The 22,986-nt window shown below is 37.8% G+C and carries 18 protein-coding genes; 1 reads left to right on the forward strand and 17 read right to left on the reverse strand.

The annotated features are described in order from the left end of the window. Nucleotides 1-190 precede the first annotated feature (190 nt). The 12 genes from K4L44_09845 to K4L44_09900 form a co-directional block, all read right to left on the reverse strand. Nucleotides 191-649, reverse strand: coding sequence for an ISAs1 family transposase (locus K4L44_09845; protein ID QZE12889.1), 459 nt, complete (start codon nt 647-649; stop codon nt 191-193). A gap of 15 nt (nt 650-664) precedes the next feature. Then, nucleotides 665-1,282: an ISAs1 family transposase gene (locus K4L44_09850; GenBank protein QZE12890.1), complete on the reverse strand. Its 618-nt coding sequence runs from the start codon at nt 1,280-1,282 to the stop codon at nt 665-667. A 94-nt stretch (nt 1,283-1,376) separates the two neighbouring features. After that, entirely contained in the window at nt 1,377-1,553 is a 177-nt protein-coding gene (locus K4L44_09855; GenBank protein QZE12891.1) for a hypothetical protein, read from the reverse strand. A 27-nt stretch (nt 1,554-1,580) separates the two neighbouring features. Next, the gene (locus tag K4L44_09860) at nt 1,581-1,751 is read right to left on the reverse strand and encodes a hypothetical protein (protein ID QZE12892.1); all 171 of its coding nucleotides are present in this window, start codon (nt 1,749-1,751) and stop codon (nt 1,581-1,583) included. Between the two features lie 709 nt (nt 1,752-2,460). Beyond that, nucleotides 2,461-3,918, reverse strand: a complete 1,458-nt coding sequence (locus K4L44_09865; GenBank protein QZE12893.1) for a hypothetical protein — start codon at nt 3,916-3,918, stop codon at nt 2,461-2,463. A gap of 16 nt (nt 3,919-3,934) precedes the next feature. Further along, nucleotides 3,935-6,385 carry a polysaccharide biosynthesis tyrosine autokinase gene (locus K4L44_09870; protein ID QZE12894.1) on the reverse strand — a complete coding sequence of 817 codons (2,451 nt, stop codon included), beginning with the start codon at nt 6,383-6,385 and terminating at the stop codon, nt 3,935-3,937. 47 nt (nt 6,386-6,432) lie between these two features. Further along, the gene (locus K4L44_09875) at nt 6,433-7,203 is read right to left on the reverse strand and encodes a polysaccharide export protein (protein ID QZE12895.1); all 771 of its coding nucleotides are present in this window, start codon (nt 7,201-7,203) and stop codon (nt 6,433-6,435) included. Nucleotides 7,204-8,598: 1,395 nt separating this feature from the next. Next, nucleotides 8,599-9,834 carry an aminotransferase class I/II-fold pyridoxal phosphate-dependent enzyme gene (locus K4L44_09880; GenBank protein QZE12896.1) on the reverse strand — a complete coding sequence of 412 codons (1,236 nt, stop codon included), beginning with the start codon at nt 9,832-9,834 and terminating at the stop codon, nt 8,599-8,601. Nucleotides 9,835-10,044: 210 nt separating this feature from the next. Next, a complete protein-coding gene (locus tag K4L44_09885) occupies nt 10,045-10,623 on the reverse strand; it encodes a Maf family nucleotide pyrophosphatase (GenBank protein QZE12897.1) in 579 nt (192 codons plus the stop codon). Between the two features lie 15 nt (nt 10,624-10,638). Beyond that, nucleotides 10,639-11,169: an HAD-IIIA family hydrolase gene (locus tag K4L44_09890; GenBank protein ID QZE12898.1), complete on the reverse strand. Its 531-nt coding sequence runs from the start codon at nt 11,167-11,169 to the stop codon at nt 10,639-10,641. A 10-nt stretch (nt 11,170-11,179) separates the two neighbouring features. Continuing rightward, nucleotides 11,180-11,965, reverse strand: a complete 786-nt coding sequence (locus K4L44_09895; GenBank protein ID QZE12899.1) for a DUF2520 domain-containing protein — start codon at nt 11,963-11,965, stop codon at nt 11,180-11,182. After that, nucleotides 11,952-13,040, reverse strand: coding sequence for a glycosyltransferase family 9 protein (locus K4L44_09900; GenBank protein QZE12900.1), 1,089 nt, complete (start codon nt 13,038-13,040; stop codon nt 11,952-11,954). The genes K4L44_09895 and K4L44_09900 overlap by 14 nt, the downstream gene beginning before the upstream one ends. Before the next feature lie 398 nt (nt 13,041-13,438). Between K4L44_09900 and K4L44_09905 the strand changes: the two genes are divergently transcribed. Next, nucleotides 13,439-14,533 carry a hypothetical protein gene (locus K4L44_09905; protein QZE12901.1) on the forward strand — a complete coding sequence of 365 codons (1,095 nt, stop codon included), beginning with the start codon at nt 13,439-13,441 and terminating at the stop codon, nt 14,531-14,533. 1,552 nt (nt 14,534-16,085) lie between these two features. Here the strand turns inward: K4L44_09905 and rfbA are convergent. The 5 genes from rfbA to K4L44_09930 form a co-directional block, all read right to left on the reverse strand. Beyond that, nucleotides 16,086-16,976, reverse strand: coding sequence for a glucose-1-phosphate thymidylyltransferase RfbA (rfbA, locus tag K4L44_09910; protein ID QZE12902.1), 891 nt, complete (start codon nt 16,974-16,976; stop codon nt 16,086-16,088). 12 nt (nt 16,977-16,988) lie between these two features. Further along, entirely contained in the window at nt 16,989-18,044 is a 1,056-nt protein-coding gene (rfbB, locus tag K4L44_09915) for a dTDP-glucose 4,6-dehydratase (GenBank protein QZE12903.1), read from the reverse strand. 1,442 nt (nt 18,045-19,486) lie between these two features. Next, complete coding sequence (locus tag K4L44_09920) at nt 19,487-20,146, reverse strand: transposase (protein QZE12904.1); 660 nt, start codon at nt 20,144-20,146, stop codon at nt 19,487-19,489. Nucleotides 20,147-21,013: 867 nt separating this feature from the next. Further along, entirely contained in the window at nt 21,014-21,790 is a 777-nt protein-coding gene (gene map / locus K4L44_09925; GenBank protein ID QZE12905.1) for a type I methionyl aminopeptidase, read from the reverse strand. Nucleotides 21,791-21,872: 82 nt separating this feature from the next. Next, nucleotides 21,873-22,979, reverse strand: coding sequence for a PepSY domain-containing protein (locus K4L44_09930; GenBank protein QZE12906.1), 1,107 nt, complete (start codon nt 22,977-22,979; stop codon nt 21,873-21,875). Nucleotides 22,980-22,986: the final 7 nt, after the last annotated feature.

Here is a 22,986-nt window from a genome sequence, read left to right on the forward strand (position 1 = left end):
TTAAATAAATATTAGCTTTCTAAGCTGGATAATAAAAAAATTGATTTAAATATCTGAAGCAGATCCCTAAATTCATTATTTAGTCAAATAGTAAAACAAACTATTCAATCAAAATTTATTTTTTTGTGCATAATTAAATTTCATTCTAGAAATCATGTCTATCTGAATACAGGGTATTTTCATAAAAATGTTAAATGACAAAAAGAGAAGCCATCTTTCTAATATCCGATAAGAACTTTTCTCTCTGAGCCTTAATGTTTTTAGGTTTATTTCGTTGTATTAAATTAACTACCGTTGTAATTAATATTGCCATTCCTTTTGCTTGATTTCTATTGGAGCATCGTATATTATCTTCAGAGAATAGAACATCTCTTATATAATTACTCATTTCTATCGTCCAGTGTCCCCTAATAGCTTTCGCATACTTATGTGGATGTATTTCATTACAATCTCGGTTACAAATATAATATGAGGTTTCTATCGACCTTTTATTCGAGTTTACTATTAGGCGATCTCTATCGACTTTTATTAAACTCTTGATTCCACAATGAACCCACTTTTCATCAAGTGCAATATTTCTTATGTCATAAAAAGAGTAAGTTCTTGTTTCTTCTCTTCCATGTCCTTTATTCTCAATTGAAAGGCTCATAAACTCTACACTTGACTATTCGTGATTCCGTGATTCTACATTCAAATTCTTTTGGTTATTCTTTACTTGTGCAATGTAGCTTCCTTTGGCACTTTCACATTTCTCAAGAGTCTCAAACTGTGTATGAAGCGCATCAAATGTTAAGTTCGATGATGCCAAAGATAGATCATTTAAGAGCTCTCTTACCGTCGTTATTTCACTTTCTTTAGCTCCTTCATAAAATGTTGCGGCTGTAGATATTTTATCCTTTTGACTTATGCCGTATACAATATTTAGACCTCGTTTTTGTCCTAGACTCTTAGCTATTGTTCCTCGAAGCTCTTTGCCATCTAAAGAAATCCAGTCATCATCATCTTTTGTGTTTTGCCATCCAAAATAACTTGATTGAACCTCTTGATAATTAGTTAAAGATAAAAAGGATATTATACGACGTAATTGACTATATGATATAGGTTTACATTTTGGCAGTCCAACGATCATGCGTAATATAGAATGATAATTATTTAGAAAACGAGAAATCTCAGACAGCAAGGTATTTCCAGTAATAATTGATAGAGTAATACCTACTAGGACAAACTCTAAATTAGGCTTCTTTCCTCGTGTATATCTAGGATCTACTAAATTTTCTTTCAAATATTCATAGTATTCCTTAACTTCGTTTTTTTAGTCATCTTAAAGGTTTTATATGTTTGTCGTTATTCAAATAAAACACTTTTTGATGACTTTTTTAGTTTTTATGAAAAAGCCCTGTATCTGAATATCCATTATTTAATTTATCGGCGATCTGTTTATGTTCATAAAACTCTCGATCATTGTCTGATGTGATTGTATCTATTAAGTCTTCAAAAGGAATTAAAGCATCTATTGTCTTTTGAGTCAATGCTTTGGCATTTTCACCTTCCAACAACCTTATCCAGCACAAACCAGTACTTCAATCATTAATTGTAAGAATAGCTCCTTTACAATCCTTTCCAAGGATTGTATCTATTTGAAGATCGCCCAAACGTTGCTTTTCTTCTACAATATTTGGACGTAAATCTATACTTACACGACCTTGCGTTTTACCTCTAAACTCCTTTTTAGAGCCTCTTTTAGAATACATTTTAGCTTATGTCTTAACTGTTTACACAACTCTCCTCCTTCTTTTTTTATCCTTCCATATATGGAGATAAATTGACTCATGAGATACACAACTTATTCCTGCATTTGCACTTCTCCCTTTTTTCTGCTCTTGACTATAACCTTCCTTCAGATAAAATAAGTATAATCCTTCATAAGAGCATCCATTTTGATATGTTTACGTTTCTCCCGATCTCTTTTCTTACTCAAAGTATCAGCATACAACCCACAATATTTACCTGTTAGTGGATTCATGTTTCTTTTGATCTCCGTGCTTACCACTGACTTATCTCTGCTTATTAAAGCCCCATCGTTTGATAACTTGCACCTATTGCATACAACCATTCTGTCTTATATCTTTTGCTCCATATTTAGTTGTCCCATAACGCACACTATATCTTAGTCGGTTAATGTGTTAATAATATGGCGGCAAACTTAATGTTAAGGAGAAGTAATCCTCCATTTTTGTACCCCATACTTTCACAATTTAACAAACCTTAGATTTACAATATAGCGTTGCATTTATGACTTAAATGCAGGTTATTTAATAATTTACAAAAGAAGCCATTTATTAATTACTCACTCAAAATATTTTTTTCAAAGTTTTGAATATCATATAGTAGAGTAAGATTACAGAAAAATAATTGAGTATTTAGCGAATAGAATTCTCAATGGAATAGAAAAATTATTTACTAAATTTTATTCTGAGATAATAAACTTTTTAAAAACTTTCTTTCAGTATTACTAATCACAAAGCGATATACTAATATAGTATTGATAAAAACCAACACAAAACTAGTTACATTAGAAATATCATCAAAAACAAGTTTAATTGTAAGCACAATAATAGTGTAAACAGTTGGTATAAACAGCACCTTCTTATAATAATGAAGCATATTAAAACCTAATCTAGAATAGTATATATTAGACAATATTACTCCTATTAAAATTGATGTACACGCCATTGAGACCATTAATTTAATACCACCTGATTTAACTAATAGAATACCTAAAATCATGGTTAAAAGAGTAGGAATTAAAAATAAAACGGAACGTTTCCCATGTTCATTAATTATCTGCAAATAAGTATTAAATGAGGATTGAATCAATAAAACCCCAAGCGAGGCCATTATAAAAAGCGAAAAATTCCACACCATAGGATATTCCCCCTTTAACCAAATCTCAACAAAAACTTGACCAATTAAAATAAAACTTGTTAGAATTAATGTTACAATAAATGCAACATATCTAGAGACTCTTATTACTTCACTCTCAACTCCTTTCAATCCTGAATTGATATAAATCTCATTTATATTAGGAAGTAATAAATTTGAGAAAGATGACGTAAAAGCCCCAATATAACTTCCTAACATGACAGATAAGGAAAAAACTGTCACATCTGCATATAAACCATGAAAACCTAATAACAATTCACCAAATTTCCACCTTAAAAAATTCACCAAAGATATTGCTAAAATACCCAACATAAAATATAAGATTATTTTCAATTCTTTTATTTTAATACAAGAAGAATCAAATACAAGTCTATTTTTTTTAATCAACGGTAAAATTAAAAATATCGAACTCATTAATGATACAAAAAGATCTAAAGAAAAAATAAAAAATAAATTTGAAAAATTTGGTAAAAGAACAAAAATCAAAACAATACGTAAAACAGCAAACAAGATCCTAATAGCTTGGGGATATACATATTCTTTAAAAGCAATATAAATTCCTAAAAAACACTCATTCAAAAGTCTTAATACAACGATAATCGACAAGAATAAGCAGTAATAAGATAAATTTAATTCAGTGACTACTAAAGTCTGTTGTTTTTTAAAATTATAAAACAACAAAATGACAAATATTATAATAAAAAGAACAATTAATAATACTATCGTTAGTAAATTAGTTAAAACCTTAATATATAACTTTTCATCTGTATTATTAACAATAAAACGAGTGAATGTCTGATTAACACAAAGATTGAAAACCGAACAGAGTCCAAAACTTGCACTTAAATAAATATAAACTCCATATTCATTAGCTCCTAAAGTGCTTACTATTAAAGGAGTTATTAATATTCCACTTATAATAGTAATAAAAACACTAAAATATGAAACTAAAATACCTTTTTTAAGACTTCCCATTTTTAAAAATACAAATTTATTTGTTCGATCTCAGCAATTTGAATACTGATTGTATAAAAGTCTTTTTTTCCTCTTTTCCATATCCATATCCGTATCCATATCCGTATCCATACGTACCTTCTTTGGCAGAAACGTCGTTGATTACATATCCAATCTTATGCTCTGGAATATATTTCAACATCTGTTCTCTAACAGACTCTACACCTCCTTGAGGTGTTTTACGGGAGCGGGTCACAAAAGAGACATGGTCTGCACGATTTAACATGTTATAAGTATCAAAAGAGAGCCCTAGAGGTGCAGTATCGATTACGATATAGTCGTACCGCTTGCGAAGCTCTGCTAATAAAACTCCAAAACGTCCATGAGCCAACAAATCCACTGGACTGTGAATCCCTACGACCCCAGAGAAGATTACATCCATAGGGGTGTTACTCTGGTGGTTAATTAAAGCATCAATATCTGAAGTATCCGCACCCAAATATTCTGCCAAACCATTCTCTGTATAGCATTCTAATTCAGACTGCAAACGTGGCTTTCTTAAATCCGCTCCAATCAATATTACCTTCTTCCCTAAACTAGCAAAAGAGAGCGCTGTATTCATAGAAACAAAAGATTTTCCATCCCCCGACAAAGTAGAAGTAAATAAAAACACGGGGCTCTTAACATTCTTGAAGGTGTGTGCCAAACGTACTCGATATGCTCTAAATTGTTCTGAGATCTCTGTATCAGGAGCAGTAAGCACTGGCTTTGATCCTTCATCTGCATGTCCCATCACAGCCAAAGGTGCCACTCCTACCAAATTTTTCAAATCTCTGTTTCCAATGATATAGTCAAAAAAGTATGCTTCAATTGTTACTGCAATAGATGGAACAATCAATCCAAGCAAGATAAAAACAAGATAGTTAATCATAGGCTTCGGACTCACGGGAATATTACTTTCCACTCTAGCCACATCAATCACACTTCCATTTGGTGTATTTGAAGCTTTCGTAATTGCAGACTCCGTTCTGCGTTGCAATAGATAGGTATAGATATTGTCGTTGACTGTAAATTTACGCTTGATATTTAAGAAATCACGTTCGGCTTGTGGCAAGCCTTGCACCTCTTTAGAGATAGCATATATTCGTTGATCTAATCCCCTCTTTTGAATGGTACCATTTTTAATCATTTGGCTCACGTTCTCCTTCAATGTGGCAGTGGCATGTTGCAACTGTGCTTTTACTGTAGCCAAACGTTGAATATTTGGAACGCTGGCTCTTTGCAATACGGTACGCTCATTGAGTAGTTCGTTCATCTCTTGTACCAAAGAGAGCATCAATGGATCTTCCACACCCATACTGGAAGGTGCTAATATTCCCTCTGCTTTTCGCTCGCCTAAATACTCTTTCAAGTAGTTATAGTAACGAAGACGCATCTTCATCTGCTCTTTCTCCGTCTCTAACTCTTGTACCTGGGTAAAAATCAATTCCGCTTGGGTAGAGAGCTGAACCATTTTATTCTTAGATTGAAAATCCTCTAATTGTCCTTCTGCATTAGAAAGTTGCACAGCCAATTCCGAGAGCTGGTCATCAATAAATTTCATGGTGTTGTCTGCGATCTCGTTCTTTTTATCTAAATCGCGAGCAATGACCGTCTCCATCAAGTTATTCAGAAAACACTGTGCTTCCGAACGATTTTCTGAGACCATTGAAAAATCGATAATAGTGGTCTTTTTAGAAGTAGGAGCTACTGTTAATTGACGTTTATAATAATTTACCCACCAATTATAATCCCGCAGGGTAAAAATATAACTCTGCCCGTCTTCCACAGATGAAGCATTTGGATTTAGAACGATATCAAAATCACCATTGGAATTTTTTATATGACATACCCCTTGAAACGATTGATCGACACGTTTTGCTTCAACGGAACCGAACAAATCACGTTTTCCATAAAGATATAATGGAAGTGGTTTGTCCGCATCCAAAGAGACCAATTTCCATTGATTCCCTTTTAACTTTGTCAATTGGTAAGTAAATCCAACCATCTGAGGCACGTCCTCGTTTACCTCAACACTAAAAGGAGCATTACGAAACAATAGTTGGTCTATAGGAGTCCCCTCCTTATATATTACTGCTTCTTGATCCATCTTCAATACCGTCTTCTCCAACACTCCATAAGACTGAACAATGGTCAGTTGGTTATCAAAGTTAGAGCCTCCACCCAGATCAAACCCTTGGGTCATAGATCCCAAAGCCATATCTGCAGCTCCAGATCCTCCTTTGTCATCCTCTACTAGAAATTGAGAAGTAACACGATACGTTGGGGTTTGAAACTGGTTAAAGATCCATCCTCCAGCAATAGCAAGGATCAAAGAGATGATAAACCAACTCTTTCGACGCCAAACAGCATAAAAAATCTTTTTATAATCGATCGTTTGAAGTTCAAACGACTCACTAGGCATATTATTATTTGGAACGTTCTGCATACGTACTATATATTCTATTCTTTATCACTCTTGAATAATTCACACTTTTACTTTAGAAAGGTAGCATATAAGGCTATAAATGTCGAAACAATACTTAAAGCCAAACTAATACTAAAGGATTTCTTTCCATAGACTTTACTTTGTGGTTCCACATACACAATATCACTTGGCTGCACCATCATATTCGCATTGGCAAGTAACTGTTCTTGGGTTAAATCCACTGTCCATACTTTTTGCTCATTTCCCACTTTACGAACAATCTTGACATTCGTACGAGAACCGTAGTCGGTAATATCCCCCGCAAAACCAAGTGCTTCAAATACGGTCATCTGATCTTTAAAAACAGTATAACGTCCAGGAGACCTCACTTCACCAAGAATTGTTATGGAACGATTGACCAATTTAACAACTACCGAAGATTGAGGAGCCACTTTTTTTACTTTTTCCTCCATTTCGGATTGTACCTCTATCAATGTTTTATTCTCGACCTTCACATCCCCAACAAAAGGATATGTTATAGTACCATCCCCAGAGACCTCGTAAGCCACTATATCAATAGAAGTTTCAGATGTCATACTATTGTAACTTTGGGTATTAAAAACCAAGTTAGTTTCAGGATCAATCGAGGTCACTTTAATGTAGAGACGATCCCCCTCTTTAATTCGGTAAGGTGTTAACTCTGGCGCTTTCACTTCCGCAGAAGTAGCGTCTTCATTAACATGTTGGAGGTAAACTAGCTCCTTTTTGGTTGTACAAGATACTACTGAGACGAGTAGTACTAAAAGAAAAAATAGATGTTTTACACAACGGAAACACATGGTATCGTAATTTTATTGACGTTTTATCCCTAGTAATCTAAAAGGAAATCATTAAGTGTTCAATAAGCAATTATTGCCATTAATGCACAGCTTCGCTTCCTCACCCCCATCATCAAAATTTATGATATAGGGCAAGCGAATGTGCGGATAAGAGGTATTGCGCTTAAAAAGCGTCACGAAATTATAGTTTTATTTTACATTGATCAAATGAAACTAAAGTTTTTTTTACAAAAAAAAACAACCTTAACAAAAGCGTAAAATGAACAATGTATAGTATTATGATTAACGTCCTATTACTCAACTATCCTAAAAAGATAAATGTAAAGAATTTAGTTCAAACAGTTGACAAATGATAAAACTATAAAAAGCTATCTAATACAATAAACAACTCTCTTTCAGCTTTAATTATTGTAGCGAATTTAATCCATTTTATGGTAATTGAATTAAAATAGGGTGTTAAGTATCCATAAAATTAATGGATATGCTTTTTTAATAATTTACTTAAACTACTGCTAACAAATGTGATACACATATTATTATATAAATGTATTTATAGAGAAGACTACACTGATTTACAAATGTTATTAGCAGAAAAAAAACAAAGGTACAAAGGTGATAAGTCCTTCGACAAACTCAGGAACCAATTAGGTCCACTGATTGGACAGATTAAAAGGATGGACACAGATTTTTTTGTTGCAAGGAACGAAGAAAATAGACCACGAAGACGGGAAGGCACAAAGGGAAAGAGGGACAAAGCCCTTCGATATTTAGGTCGCTGAGCCCTTCGACAGGCTCAGGAACCACCCTTCGACAAACTCAGGAACCACTTGTCGAAGTGCAGGAACCAATGAGGGCCACAGATTGAACAGTTTGGAAGGGATTGGGACAGAAGTTAGGTCCACAGATTAAAAGGATGGACACAGATTTTTTTGTTGCAAGGAACGAAGAAAATAGACCACGAAGACGGGAAGGCACAAAGGGAAAGAGGGACAAAGCCCTTCGATATTTAGGTTGCTGAGCCCTTCGACAGGCTCAGGAACCACCCTTCGATAAACTCAGGGACCACTTGTCGAAGCAATGGGACCTGGCTGAAACAACAGTTACTGAGGGTGTCGCAACAATTGTTCACGTCAACATATCGATATACAAAATCGTTGATATCAATTCATCAAAATATCAACATTTTGGCAACACTATATTATTCCATCAAAGAAGGGAATGCCCGTCGGACACTCCCTTTATTTTAAGTCTCTATGGATATCTATCATACATCTTTATAAAGATCTTCGACGAGGTATATCTCGATGAATACCTAATTGTACTTCCTTTCAAAAATAATACTGAAAACTTAGATAACCATATAGAGATCTTCTACAAAATATATTCCCCAAAAACCTACTGTTTGATCTTTTTGAGATCTTCGATAAAGGGTAGAAGATGATCTACGGTTACGTGTCCCATCACCACGATCTTATACCATTTTGGATTGTCGTTGTGCGAATCTGGAACGATACCATATTTGTGTGCGATATCTGCTGGGATATGGGCTGCTCTCATGGTCACCAAATTCGATGCAGGATGGCGATAATATTCCACTCCTAATTCATCCAGCTGCTCGCATAGCCAAGAGGTTCGATAGTTTAGAATATGAATCTTTTCGAACCAACCGTGAGGTCCATAAGTCATCAAGATCATCCATATAGAGATAGCATTAGCACCAGAACGGCTACCGATAACGGTAGCATCCATTCCTTCTACATACTGCGCCTCTTCGGTGGTCGCATACTGCATCCACTCTTTGCGAATGATGAAGATACCGGTACCAAAAGGGGCTTGCACCATCTTGTGTGCATCCAATGTCACAGAGTTCACCTCTGGATTGTCTAACAATAAGTCTGATTTATCATCAGAGAAAGGATATACAAAACCACCATAAGCACCATCTACATGCACCTTGTAGTCTAACCCACACTCTTTCAGTGCTTCGGTATAGGTCTCTATACGGTCCACCGACCCAAACATGGTGGTCATCATGTTCACAATCACAATCACATGTTTGACACCATTCTCCTTCGCCTCTTTCAATTGCACCTGAAGCTTCACAGGGTCCACCAATCGGGTATTGTCATCTACTGCAGCCGAGATAAGTGGGATATTGAGGATATTGGCTGCTTTAGGCATCGAATAGTGTGAATCGTCGGAACACAATATGGCCACCTCATCATGCTTGGCACCAAACTCCTTTTTGAAATAGTTTCTATAGATCCACATTGCCTGAATATTGGCTTCGGTACCCCCTGAAGCCACGTATCCATCACACTGGTTGGGTTCGGCTTTCAGGATGTCGACTGCCACAATCTCGATAAGCTCTTTCTCTATCTCTTGTGTTCCTGCAAAGAAAGCCTCCGACTCCCCCATCGTATGGCAACCAATATGGTTTGGATTGTACACCATCGAAGAGAGAAAGGGGGCATCTTCCAAGAATCCCATATCTCTATTAAAGACCTTTTCGTCTAGATGTGAAGCAGGCACTCCCAAGATGGTACGTTCTTTATAATCTACATTTTTCTGTAGTGCAGAGAATATTCTCTCTTTTATTTGATTGGTGGTAAGACTTTTCCAGATATACATAAAAATTAAAATTTAAAGGAAGAAAAAAGTTTCTAGTTCTCAAACTCGCTACGTAATCTGTCAACCATCACATGTATCCTTGAACAAAGAATGCCAAATTGAGGTGATTTCTAAAGATGATCATGAATAATAAACTATTTCTCTATTTCGATGGTAAGAAACTATTTTTTTTGGTATCAATGCATGATAATCGTTGGTTCTCTCTCTCCACTATATCTGTTTTAACGCTTGATATAGCAGTTGAACCGGAAGCCCCATCACATTAAAATAAGAACCTTTAATCTCTTTAATCCCAATATACCCGATCCACTCTTGTATTCCATAGGCACCTGCCTTATCGTAAGGCTTATATTGATCGATATAGAAATCAATCTCTCCCTCTGTCAGTTCACAGAAGGTTACCTCCGTAGTAGATGAGAAAGTATGAATCAAATCTTTTCTCTTGATAGTCACCCCAGTGATCACCTGGTGAGATCTTCCCGAGAGTCCTTGAATCATCTGATACGCTTCCTCTCTATCTTGCGGTTTCCCTAGTACTTCCCCGTTGTTTATCACCACGGTATCAGAGGTGATGACCAAGTCGTTCTCCTGTATCTCATCAAAAGCATTCGCCTTCAATTCCGAAAGATAGCCTGCCACCTCTTCCGGTTTGAGGCTACTAGGAAAAATCTCCTCCACCTCCTTGGTTTGGGTTGTAAAATCGATATTCAATCCCTTCAAAAGCTCCTGTCTACGAGGAGATTTGGAAGCAAGGATTACATTATAACCTTTTAAGTTCTCTAAAATCATCTTGGTTTTATCTTGTTAGAAGCTACTCCACGGAGTATCTTTACTTACAGTCCATTTCTCTTGCACTTTCAACACCTGCTCTATCATATCTCGAACAATCCCTTCTCCCCCTTTGTAGCTAGAGATATGTTTGGATACCGCTTTGATCTCAGGAGCGGCATCTTGAGGACATATCGGTAGTCCTACAAGCTTCATCACATCGTAGTCAGGGATGTCGTCGCCGATAAATAGTACCTGTTCCTTCTCCAAATGATATTTACTCATCCACTCATTTAGGGCAGCCACCTTATCGTTGGCACCTATAAAGATATCTTGCACCCCAAGCGCAGCAAATCGTTTCCGTACCGCTTCTGAACGGCCACCCGTGATAATTGCAACAGGATATCCCATCTTCACTGCTTGTACCAAGGCATAACCATCTTTTATGTTCGTGGTTCTCATAGGTACCCCATTTTCGTCTAATGTCTGTATACTCTTTGAGAGTACACCGTCCACATCAAAAGCAAAACCTCTGATATAAACAAGGTCTTCTTTAAAATATCCCATAATATATAGATCAAATTTCTTGAATGCTTTTTGTTACTTTTTCATAGATCTCGGCAAAGAGAGGCTTGTCTGATAACCGCACCATATGTTCCGCTATCACATTTTGGTCATGACGAATAGCTGGTCCCGATTGCCCCTTCTTGGGCGAGATTCGAAACGCTTTCTCTATCGTCTCCACGACCAAAGGTTTCAGTATATCCAATGGTAGATCCTCTTTCTGAAGAAGATCATCAGCGATCGCAAGCATATGGTTCGAAAAGTTACAAGCAAAGACTGCTGCCAAATGAATCGACTTACGTTGTGCAGAGGAGACCTCTGTCACGTGGGTAGAGATCAATTGGGCCAACTGCTTCAAACGAATGTAATCTATATCCCGATTCGCTTCAATACAAAGCGGTATATTATCAAACGACACACGCACCGCTTTGGTAAAAGTTTGGGTCGGATAGAACACCCCAATACGTGGAGAACAAGAGGAAAGTATATCCATCGGAACACTACCTGCTGTATGCACCACCAAAGTATTTAACCCCTGCAGTCTCGACACCACCTCTGGCATCGCTTTGTCACTAATAGAGATCACCAAGAGGTCGACCTTCGCAGAGATATCCTCCAAATTATCCGTAGCCTCGGCACCTACTTGTGACGCAAGCAATGACGCCGAATCAAGCGTTCGGCTATATATCTGCTGGATCTCATTCTGTTTCTCGAATAGGGTAAGTGCCAATTGGGTTGCAAGATTTCCTGCCCCAATAAAACTCACCGTCTGTATCGCATCTACATTACTTGTCCTCATCCCAAAGTCCTGTTTCAGATAGTATCTGGTTCTTTCTTAGATGGTCTTGAATCTTTTTGATCACATCCTGGGCATCCATCTTTTCGTAGAGCTCCCTATTTTTCTCCAAAAGATCCTGTTTTTCATATCTCTCTTTATAATCGGGTTCCCAATCTCTTAGATGGGTCGAATTATGTTTCTCCATACACTCTAATATACCCCAATTATCTGGATCAATCTGAGGCGCAAAGAAGGTGAATGTAGGAACCGAAAGCGACTTCGCGATATGTGGGTGTCCACAGTCATTCCCAATATATAGGTCCACATGGCTTAAGATCTGCGCTAGTTCTCGTAACGACTTGCCTCCCGATTTCCAAACCACATTGTCTTTGCGATCCAAGGCGTAGTAGAGCTTCTCCGCTTTATCCGCATCATCTTTATAATAGTTAAACAAGATCGTTCCTTCAAAGTTACGGTTTAACTCATTGATCACCTCTTTGACCTGTTCCACGGGATAAGTTTTATTCTCCACACTACCTAAAACCCCAATCATGATGATTGGCTGGTCTATCGAGACCCCAAGGTGCTTCAGTAGTTTGGTACCTTTCTCCCTCTCTTCTGCACTAAGAAAAATCTTAGGTATATAATCGTAATCGAAATCTTCTCCTACCAATTCAGAGATAAGATTGAGTCTACTTGCAATGATTTGTCCATAACTCTCATCTATTTGCGCACTCCTTGTAGGGAATCCTTTCGTATAGATGCCATATCTTTTCTTAAAGGAGAATCTATTTTTAACCCCCGAAAGCGCAGAGATCACCCAGCTATCCATCTTAGAATATGGATCGATGATATAGTCATAATTACGACGACGTATTTTCCATGCAAACTTAAAAAGAGGAATCGCTTTTCTATCGGCATCGTCAAAAAGAATCAACTCATCGATATTAGGATTTCCTAGAGCCACCTCTTTGGTAAAATCAAAGACTAAATAGTCAATGGTCGCATCTGGATACTTCTTGCGCAAATTATTACACAATACCGTACTCACGAGAACATCTCCGATTCTTTTTTGCTGTATGATTAATATCTTCATCTACGATAGTGATTGATGTTTGTTGGTAATTAAAAACAGATCATGTTCACGTTTTGACTCTATGACCCTGTTGATAGAAACAAAAGTAAGATATTTTTCGTTGCTTTTCTCATTTCACCCCACACTCCTCCTTATTGTATAACATATGTTCAGGAATATGTTGTACCCAACAGAACAGAAAGAGAAAAAAACATTTTCTTGTAAATGTTTGTATTATAATAGAATAAGATAATGTGTATATAAATTGTATAGTTGATTATGAGGATATGTAGACATTCTTATCCATAGAATGGGAGTATATTGTGGTCAAAATTTATGAATATTGCACACCTCTTTATTTATGGGGAGTGTAAACAGAAAAACACACATTTAAAATAACCATTAATTAAGCAAAGACGATGAGAAAACTAATTCTATTTGTAGCGCTACTATCTCTATTATCGTGCTCGAACCAATCTAAAGAGACAGAGAAAAACATCTTTCCTCTCTTTTCAGCTTGGGCTAGAGCAGGTATTTTTAAAGACAAATCAGACCATCAAATTCTACAATACCTTCAACATCTTAAAAGTTCTCATATCGATGCGATCTATTTGGATGCTCCAAATAAGGTGTATGAGCGTGTATCTCCTATCTTCCAAGAGGCAGGAATGGTGCTTCATGCTTGGAGACCAACCATGATTAATAACAACAAAGAGTATATCAAAAATCATAAAGATTGGTATGCTGTCAGCAGAGAGGGTAAAAGTGTCGTAGATGCTCCTCCATATGTAGGATACTACCATTTTATGTGTCCTCGCAATCCAGAGGTAAAGCAATACCTTATCGATGAATATATGAAGATTGCGAAGATCCCTGGCATCGCAAGTATTCATTTCGATTATATACGTTATTGCGATGTATTCCTTCCAGATGCATTACAACCACATTATGGTTTGGTGCAAGACCATGAAATGGCACCTTATGATTATTGCTATTGTGACCGTTGTCGCAAAGCTTTCGAGAAAGAGTACGGAAGAGATCCTATCAAAGAAGAGGATCCATCTAAAGATAAAGAGTGGGCAGCTTTCCGTCTTAAACCTATTGTAGATATTGTGAACACTATCGCTACAAAGGTTAAAAAAGAGACTGGTGTTGCTGCTACTGCAGCCGTTTTCCCTACCCCTGAAATGGCAAGAACACATGTGCGTCAAGATTGGAGTAAATTCAAGATTGATGCTGTGTGTCCAATGATCTATAACGGTTTCTACAACGAGCCGATCTCTTGGATCGGTAAGTGTGTAAAAGAAGATGTGGAGACGATGGAAGTGAAAAAACCAGTGATGGCTGGGGTATATGTTCCAGATATGAAAGATCCTAAGAAGATGGATGAGGCTATCTCTCAAGCGCTAGACAACGGTGCAAAAGGAGTGGTGTTCTTCAATATCCCTGACCTTTCAGAAGAGCATCTTGCTTTGATCAAATCACGCTACGAAGCGTTGCAAAATAAGAAATAAAAATAAATCCAATATTTGTCGTAAAAATTTGGTTTATCACGAAAGGGGGTGTCATCTATTGACACTCCCTTTTTTTTGTGTAAATCCGATGCTTTGGCATAAATAGGAAAGAAGAAAGCCGATATGCACTACGCAAAAATGAGGGTAACAGAGTGAGTAATGATCCACAAGAAAAAAAAGAACCAAAGAGGAGGTAATTTGAAATAATCTTTATGAATTGAATAGGGATTGAATAGGGATTGATCCGTACTTTGTTCATGGTTTGTTCATGGTTTGTTCATGGTTTGTTCATCGATTCTCCATCGATTCGGTGGTTGAAACATGAATATACCATGAACATTGGGTAGATAAAGTAAGGGACAATTAGGGGGTATATTTGTTGGATATGATGGATATCACGAAGATGCAAAGCCCTTCGACAAGCTCAGGGACCACTTGTCGAAGTACAAGGATCTGACTAAAATTACGACTCCCAAGGGTTGTAACAACAATTATTCATATCAACATATCGATGCCTCAACTCCTGGGAGATAGGAAGCTCCTGCTTCCGTTTGTTGATTCAATTTTTAAACATACTGTTATTACGAGTATTGCACGAGGTCTCGTGCAATCACGAAGCGGGAGCTTCGCGGCTCCCAGCTGTTGAAGCAACATTTCGCTGCAGCAACATGGATATTTCGACATATCGATGCGACAACTCCTGGGAGATAGGAAGCTCCTGCTTCCGTTCGTTGCTACAATTTTTAAACATACTGTTGTTGCGAGTATTGCACGAAGTCTCGTGCAATCACGAAGCGGGAGCTTCGCGGCTCCCAGCTGTTGAAGCAACATTTCGCTGCAGCAACATGGATATTTCGACATATCGATGCGACAACTCCTGGGAGATAGGAAGCTCCTGCTTCCGTTCGTTGCTACAATACGATACATAATACTGATATTATGGCCATTACACAAAATTTCATGCAATCACGAAGCGGGAGCTTCGCGGCTCCCAGCTGTTGAAGCAATATTTCGCTGCAGCAACATGGATATTTCAACATATCGATGCGTCAACTCCTGGGAGATAGGAAGCTCCTGCTTCCGTTTGTTGCTACAATACGATACATAATACTGATATTATGGCCATTACACAAAATTTCATGCAATCACGAAGCCCTTCGACAAGCTCAGGGACCACTTGTCGAAGTACAGGGATCTGACTAAAATTACGACTCCCAAGGATTGTAACAATATATTGCCACAACACACATAATGCAACATATTACCACAACATAAATAATACAATATATTGCCTCAACATAAACCATGCAACATATTACCACAACATAAATAATACAATATATTGCCTCAACATAAACCATGCAACATATTGTGACAACATAAATAATACAACATATTGCCTCAACATAAACCACGCAACATATTGTGACAACACAAATCATACAATATATTACCTCAACATAAACCATGCAACATATTGTGACAACACAAATCATACAATATATTGCTACATCATATTCTTTGACTTCAACCTACCATGCATCCATAAATTTTAGAATCCATATGGTAATTGATGGATCAAACTTTGAAGGTATTTACCGTAGTCGTTATTTTTCATCGGTTCGGCCAACTGTAGTAGCTGTTCATCGTTGATAAACCCTTTTCGCCATGCAATCTCTTCGATACAGGAAACTTTTTGTCCCTGTCTCTTTTCTATGGCTTGAACAAACTGGGTGGCATTAGCCATGGCATCATGAGTACCTGTATCTAACCATGCAAAGCCTCTTCCTAGAAGGTTTACCTTGAGATCTCCTCGATCTAAAAAGGTCTGGTTGACAGTGGTGATCTCTAATTCTCCACGAGCAGAAGGTTTCACCTGTTTGGCCACTTCGATCACATCGTTGGTGTAGAAATAGAGTCCTACAACGGCATAGTTGGATTTCGGTTTGGAAGGTTTTTCTTCAATTGAGATAACATTTCCTGATGGATCAAATTCGGCCACCCCATATCGTTCTGGATCATTGACATAGTAGCCATAGATGATTGACTTGCGTTCGTTCTTCACGATCTCTTTGGCTTCCAATACTGAGTGGTGTAATCCAGCACCATAAAAGATGTTGTCTCCTAGCACCAAACAGACATCGTCTTGACCAATAAAATCTTCACCCAATATAAACGCTTGTGCCAAACCATCTGGACTTGGTTGAACGATATATTCAAATCGCATCCCAAGTTGTGTACCATCTCCCAAAAGTTCTCTATACAGAGGCAAATCTTGTGGGGTAGAGATAATCAACACCTCTTGTATCCCTGCTAACATCAAGATAGAGAGTGGGTAGTAGATCATCGGTTTGTCGTAGATGGGCAACAACTGCTTCGAAACGACACGAGTTAAGGGATACAATCTGGTTCCAGAACCTCCAGCTAATATTATACCTTTCATAATATATACGGATTAACGGTTTTTATACATTTTATCATAATACTCTTGGTAGGCACCACTCGTCACCTCTTCCATCCATGCCGTGTTGCTTAGATACCAGTCGATAGTTTTGGATAGTCCCTCTTGAAACTGTAGCGATGGTTTCCACCCCAACTCCCTATTTAGTTTGGTAGCATCTATCGCATAACGGAGGTCATGTCCTGCACGGTCTGTCACATAGGTGATCAATGCTTCAGAACTTCCGATATCACGTCCTAATTTCTCGTCGGTAAGTTGACACATCAATCGAATCAAATCGATATTAGTCCATTCGTTAAAACCTCCAATATTATAGGTCTCACCACACTTGCCTTGGTGGAATATAAGGTCGATGGCTGTAGCATGATCCTCCACATAGAGCCAATCACGTATATTCTCTCCCTTACCATACACAGGTAGCGGTTTATTGTTTACAATATTGTGGATGAAGAGAGGGATCAGCTTCTCAGGAAACTGGTTTGGACCATAGTTATTGGAGCAGTTACTAATCACAATTGGCATGCCATAGGTGTCGTGATAAGAACGAACGAGATGGTCGGAACTAGCTTTAGAAGCCGAGTATGGACTGTGAGGCATATAAGCAGTCTCTTCAGTAAAGAACCCCTCCTCCCCTAACGAACCATACACCTCATCAGTAGAGATATGGTAGAAAAGCTTCTTTTGGTAATCTCCATTCCAATGTTTCTTGGCAGCATTCAAAAGGTTCACAGTTCCAAGGATATTGGTCTTAACAAAAGAGAGAGGATCTTCGATAGAACGATCTACATGAGACTCTGCAGCAAGATGAATCACCCCATCAAAACGATAAGTCGTAAAGAGATGGTCTAATAACTTCTCATCAAGGATATCCCCCTTTACAAAAGTGTAGTTGGGTGCCTCTTCGACATCCTTTAGGTTTGCCAAATTGCCAGCATAGGTCAGTGCATCTAAATTCACGATCTGGTAATCGGTATATTTGTTTACGAACAAACGAACTAGGTGAGAACCGATAAACCCAGCACCCCCTGTTACTAGTAGCTTTTTTTTCATGTTATTACGTTAGTGAGAAAATGAAAACTGCAGAGATATTACAACCGTCCCTCTACAGACAAAATTTAACCGTATTCGAAGAGATTCCAATAGGAGTCCCATCTCGTCTCTCATATTATTCGAAAAAATACAAACATTTGATTCATCAAACAAGACAAAGCATCCCCAAAGATCTAAAAAAGATGACTATTATAAAATTTGAAAGGGAATTTGAAAGGTATAATGAGGTATGGGGTGGGTAAAAATTGGATGGAGAAGGGAGGAGGGTTGATACAACCACGAAGTTTTATTTGACGAAAGCTCGTCAAATCACGAAGCGGGAGCTTCCGTTCGTTGCTACAATTTTTAAACATACTGTTGTTGCGAGTATTGCACGAAGTCTCGTGCAATCACGAAGCGGGAGCTTCGCGGCTCCCAGCTGTTGAAGCAACATTTCGCTGAAGCAACATGGATATTTCGACATATCGATGCGACAATTCCTGGGAGATAGGAAGCTCCTGTTTCCGTTTGTTGATTCAATTTTTAAATATACTGTTGTTGCGATTATTGCACGAGGTCTCGTGCAATCACGAAGCGGGAGCTTCGAGGCTCCCAGCTGTTGAAGCAACATTTCGCTGAAGCAACATTAATGTATCATCATATTGATGCGACAACATGGATATTTCAACATATCGATGCGTCAACTCCTGGGAGATAGGAAGCTACTGCTTCCGTTTGTTGATTCAATTTTTAAATATACTGTTGTTGCAAATATTGCACGAGGTCTCGTGCAATCACGAAGCGGGAGCTTCGCGGCTCCCAGCTGTTGAAGCAACATTTCGCTGAAGCAACAATGATGTATCTTCATATTGATGAGACAACATGGATATTTCAACATATCGATGCGTCAACTCCTGGGAGATAGGAAGCTACTGCTTCCGTTTGTTGTTTCAATTTTTAAATATACTGTTGTTGCGAGTATTGCACGAAGTCTCGTGCAATCACGAAGCGGGAGCTTCGCGGCTCCCAGCTGTTGAAGCAACATTTCGCTGCAGCAACATGGATATTTCGACATATCGATGCGTCAACTCCTGGGAGATAGGAAGCTACTGCTTCCGTTTGTTGATTCAATTTTTAAATATACTGTTGTTGCAAATATTGCACGAGGTCTCGTGCAATCACGAAGCGGGAGCTTCGCGGCTCCCAGCTGTTGAAGCAACATTTCGCTGAAGCAACAATGATGTATCTTCATATTGATGAGACAACATGGATATTTCAACATATCGATGCGTCAACTCCTGGGAGATAGGAAGCTACTGCTTCCGTTTGTTGTTTCAATACGATGCATGACACTGATAATATGGCTATTACACATTCTTTAAATGAATGACTTCTTCCGTTTGTTGTACAATACTCTCAATACGTTAACATTTAGACTCATCAATACAATAAAAACACCAATATTAGAGGTTGCATCCAGTAAAAAGATATGCAGGCGACTTTAAATCTAAGTGGGCATCATATGGATTATTTAAAATATATCGTACCGTATTATCAAAATGCTCTTCATTCCTTATGAAGCGATCCCAATACTCAGGCATCCAAAGATGTTTTACCCCCGAAGGCAAACCTAGATGGTATCTATGTTGGTTCTTAAAAGCCCATTTAGAAATAAATGATTTCCATGACCAAATTATACGGTCGATATTTTCATTATTTCTTATTAATACGTGAACGTGATTCGGCATAATACTCCAAGCAAGTAAGTCATATCTTTTTCCATGATGATATTTTAACACATCAAAAACAATACTAGCCATCTCAAAATGCTTCATTGCACAACAACCATAACATACATTGAGATAAGATTCATATTTCTTTCGTTTGTCAATTTCATGATATTCTGAAGAGTTATTCTTAAAAATTAAAAGCATCTTCTCCACCACATATTGAGGTAAGCTATCAGAAAGTCGTAAAGTTAATGATTGAACTAAATGTTTTTTATTACGATGGGGAATATTACCAACCTTCCATTCTTGAGGAAGACCATAATTCTCTGTAAAACTCTCTGAATAATTTTTCACCCTATCAATATATCCCAATCTGTCTTTTTGTGGTTCCAAAATTTAATGTCTTAAAGTTCTTTCAATTCAACTTCAAAACAATCTCATCACCTAATTGTTGTTTTTATCTTTATGAATACCAACACATTGATTAAAAATAACTAAGAGATAGTAAGCTCAGACTATCATTAGTTGATTAAATACGAAAGATACAGTTATTACAAGTATTGCACGAAGTCTCGTGCAAATCGATGCGACAACACCTGGGAGATAGGAAGCTCCTGTTTCCGTTTGTTAATTCAATTTTTAAATATACTGTTGTTGCGATTATTGCACGAGGTCTCGTGCAATCACGAAGCGGGAGCTTCGCGGTTCCCAGGTGTTGAAGCAACATTTCGATGCAGCAACATGGATGTTTCGACAAATCGATGCGACAATTCCTGGGAGATAGGAAGCTCCTGTTTCCGTTTGTTGATTCAATTTTTAAATATACTGTTGTTACAAATATTGCACGAGGTCTCGTGCAATCACGAAGCGGGAGCTTCGCGGCTCCCAGCTGTTGAAGCAACATTTCGATGCATCAACATGGATATTTCGACAAATCGATGCGACAATTCCTGGGAGATAGGAAGCTCCTGTTTCCGTTTGTTGATTCAATTTTTAAATATACTGTTGTTGCGAGTATTGCACGAGGTCTCGTGCAATCACGAAGCGGGAGCTTCGCGGCTCCCAGGTGTTGAAGCAACATTTCGATGCAGCAACATGGATGTTTCGACAAATCGATGCGACAATACGCTTTTACAACAACAATGATTGACACATCATGGGCAAACACATGGCTTTGCAGCTATCCACAATATATATCGACAAAAAAAATGGTATCCATTAATTAATGGACACCATTTTTATATCGTTTATCGTAATCATTTACGAAATAGGGTAATCATTCATAACATCGGTTAATACTTCGAACCCTGTTTCTGTTACGAGGATAGTATGCTCAAATTGCGCAGATAGTTTTCCATCGATAGTTGTTGCTGTCCAGCCATCTTCTTCATCGATCACAACTTTAGGACGTCCCTCATTCAACATTGGTTCGATGGTGAAAGTCATTCCTGGTCTAATCTTTGGGCCTGAATTTTTACGTGCAGCATGATCTACCTGAAGGTTTTCATGGAAAACCATTCCTATACCATGTCCACAGAACTCATAAACAACACCATATCCTTTAGTACGAGCAAAACGTGAGATCGCGAAACCTATATTTCCAAGATAGTTTCCTGGTTTTACCTGTTGGATTCCAAGATTTAGTGCATGTAAAGTATCGTCGATCAATTTTTGGGCTTTCGGAGAGATCTCTCCTACTGTGTACATACGACTTGTGTCACCAAAATAACCGTCAAGGATACATGTTACATCAATATTAAGAATATCTCCATTTTTCAATACTGTCTCCTTAGATGGAATTCCGTGACACACCACATTGTTTAGAGAGATACAAGATGATTTTGGATATCCATTATAACCTAATGTAGCAGGAATTGCACCATGATCTTCCATAAACTTACGAATTAAATCATCAAGATATTCGGTATGAACACCCTCTTTCACAAAAGGTTCGATATATTGTAGAACTTGACCTGCCAATTTAGAACTTTTTCTAATTCCTTCGATCTGTTCTGGAGTCTTTATTACTATACTCATGAAATTTATTTTTAGAGTACAAAAATTATCATTTTATAGTAACAATACAAAGAAACGAACAAAATGTTTTGTCCAAATTACGCTACGATGGCTTTTTGAGTATCCATATTCTGATTCCAGAGATACAAAACCACGCTCCCATTAGGGCAGAGATAAACCAAAGTAACTTTAGACCATTGCCTCCTATTTTTCCCATATGGAGATATACAATGGTAGAGGTATATTTCTGTAAACCGGAGGTTTTTTGTGAATTTCGTTCTGAAATCACAAAACCTTTCTGGGCATCGATAGAGTATCGTATTCTTTTAGGTAGTCCATAGTGGTCGTGGTAGTTTTCGTAACTTAAGAATATAGGGCGACCACTCTCTACATTTCGCATCATAAAAGCGGCGCTATATTCTGCAGGCAATGTCTCTTTCTTCTCTTTCATCCAATGCCATACGGTAGCAATAGAGGGAGCATTTTTAGGATTATATTCGTCACTTGTTGGGGTTGGTTCCGGCAGTTTCTCCTCTTTAGGTGGCTCTGATTGAAACAATTTATAGATTCCGATATAAGGGTCGGAGTAGGTGAAGAAGTTTCCTGTAATCCCTAAAACAAAAAGTGGGATGATAAAGAAAAAGCCAAGCACACGATGAGAGGTATAGAAGAATGCTTTACGTCGTATCTTAAATGTATTGGAGCGAAAGCGTCCCTTCTTAGGCCAGAAGAGCCAGATGCCAGATATCAGTATCACCAACCAAAAGAAAAATGTAATAGCACCTACCACCTCATGTCCTGCGCCACGAATAAAGAAAGTTCGATGCAAGATCATGATCTCTTGAAAAATACCACGTAGGTTGTGCATCTTCGCTTGAAACTCTCCCGACTTGCTATTGTAGAAATAGTAGTTGTCTTCGTCGGCATACATCACAGCAATGGTCTCTCGATCGTTGTTAGGCAAGAAGAGTCTATTGACTTCTCTTGTACTATCCAAAGAGCATACAATATCATCCATAGAACGCGCAATAGTAGTAGGATGGTTGACATAGTGGTTTGGGTACGCCAAACGATAGAAGGGGCCTTGAAAGGCTAAGAGTGCGCCAGTGATACAGATAATCAATAGAGGCAAAGAGAGCAAGAGTCCAAAATAGAGATGAACTTTTGCAGCGAATTTACGTCTTTTAAAAGCTTTGGTTATTTTATGCATCCGATAG

It is taken from the genome of Prolixibacteraceae bacterium (assembly GCA_019720755.1).
Lineage (GTDB): Bacteria > Bacteroidota > Bacteroidia > Bacteroidales > Prolixibacteraceae > Halosquirtibacter > Halosquirtibacter laminarini.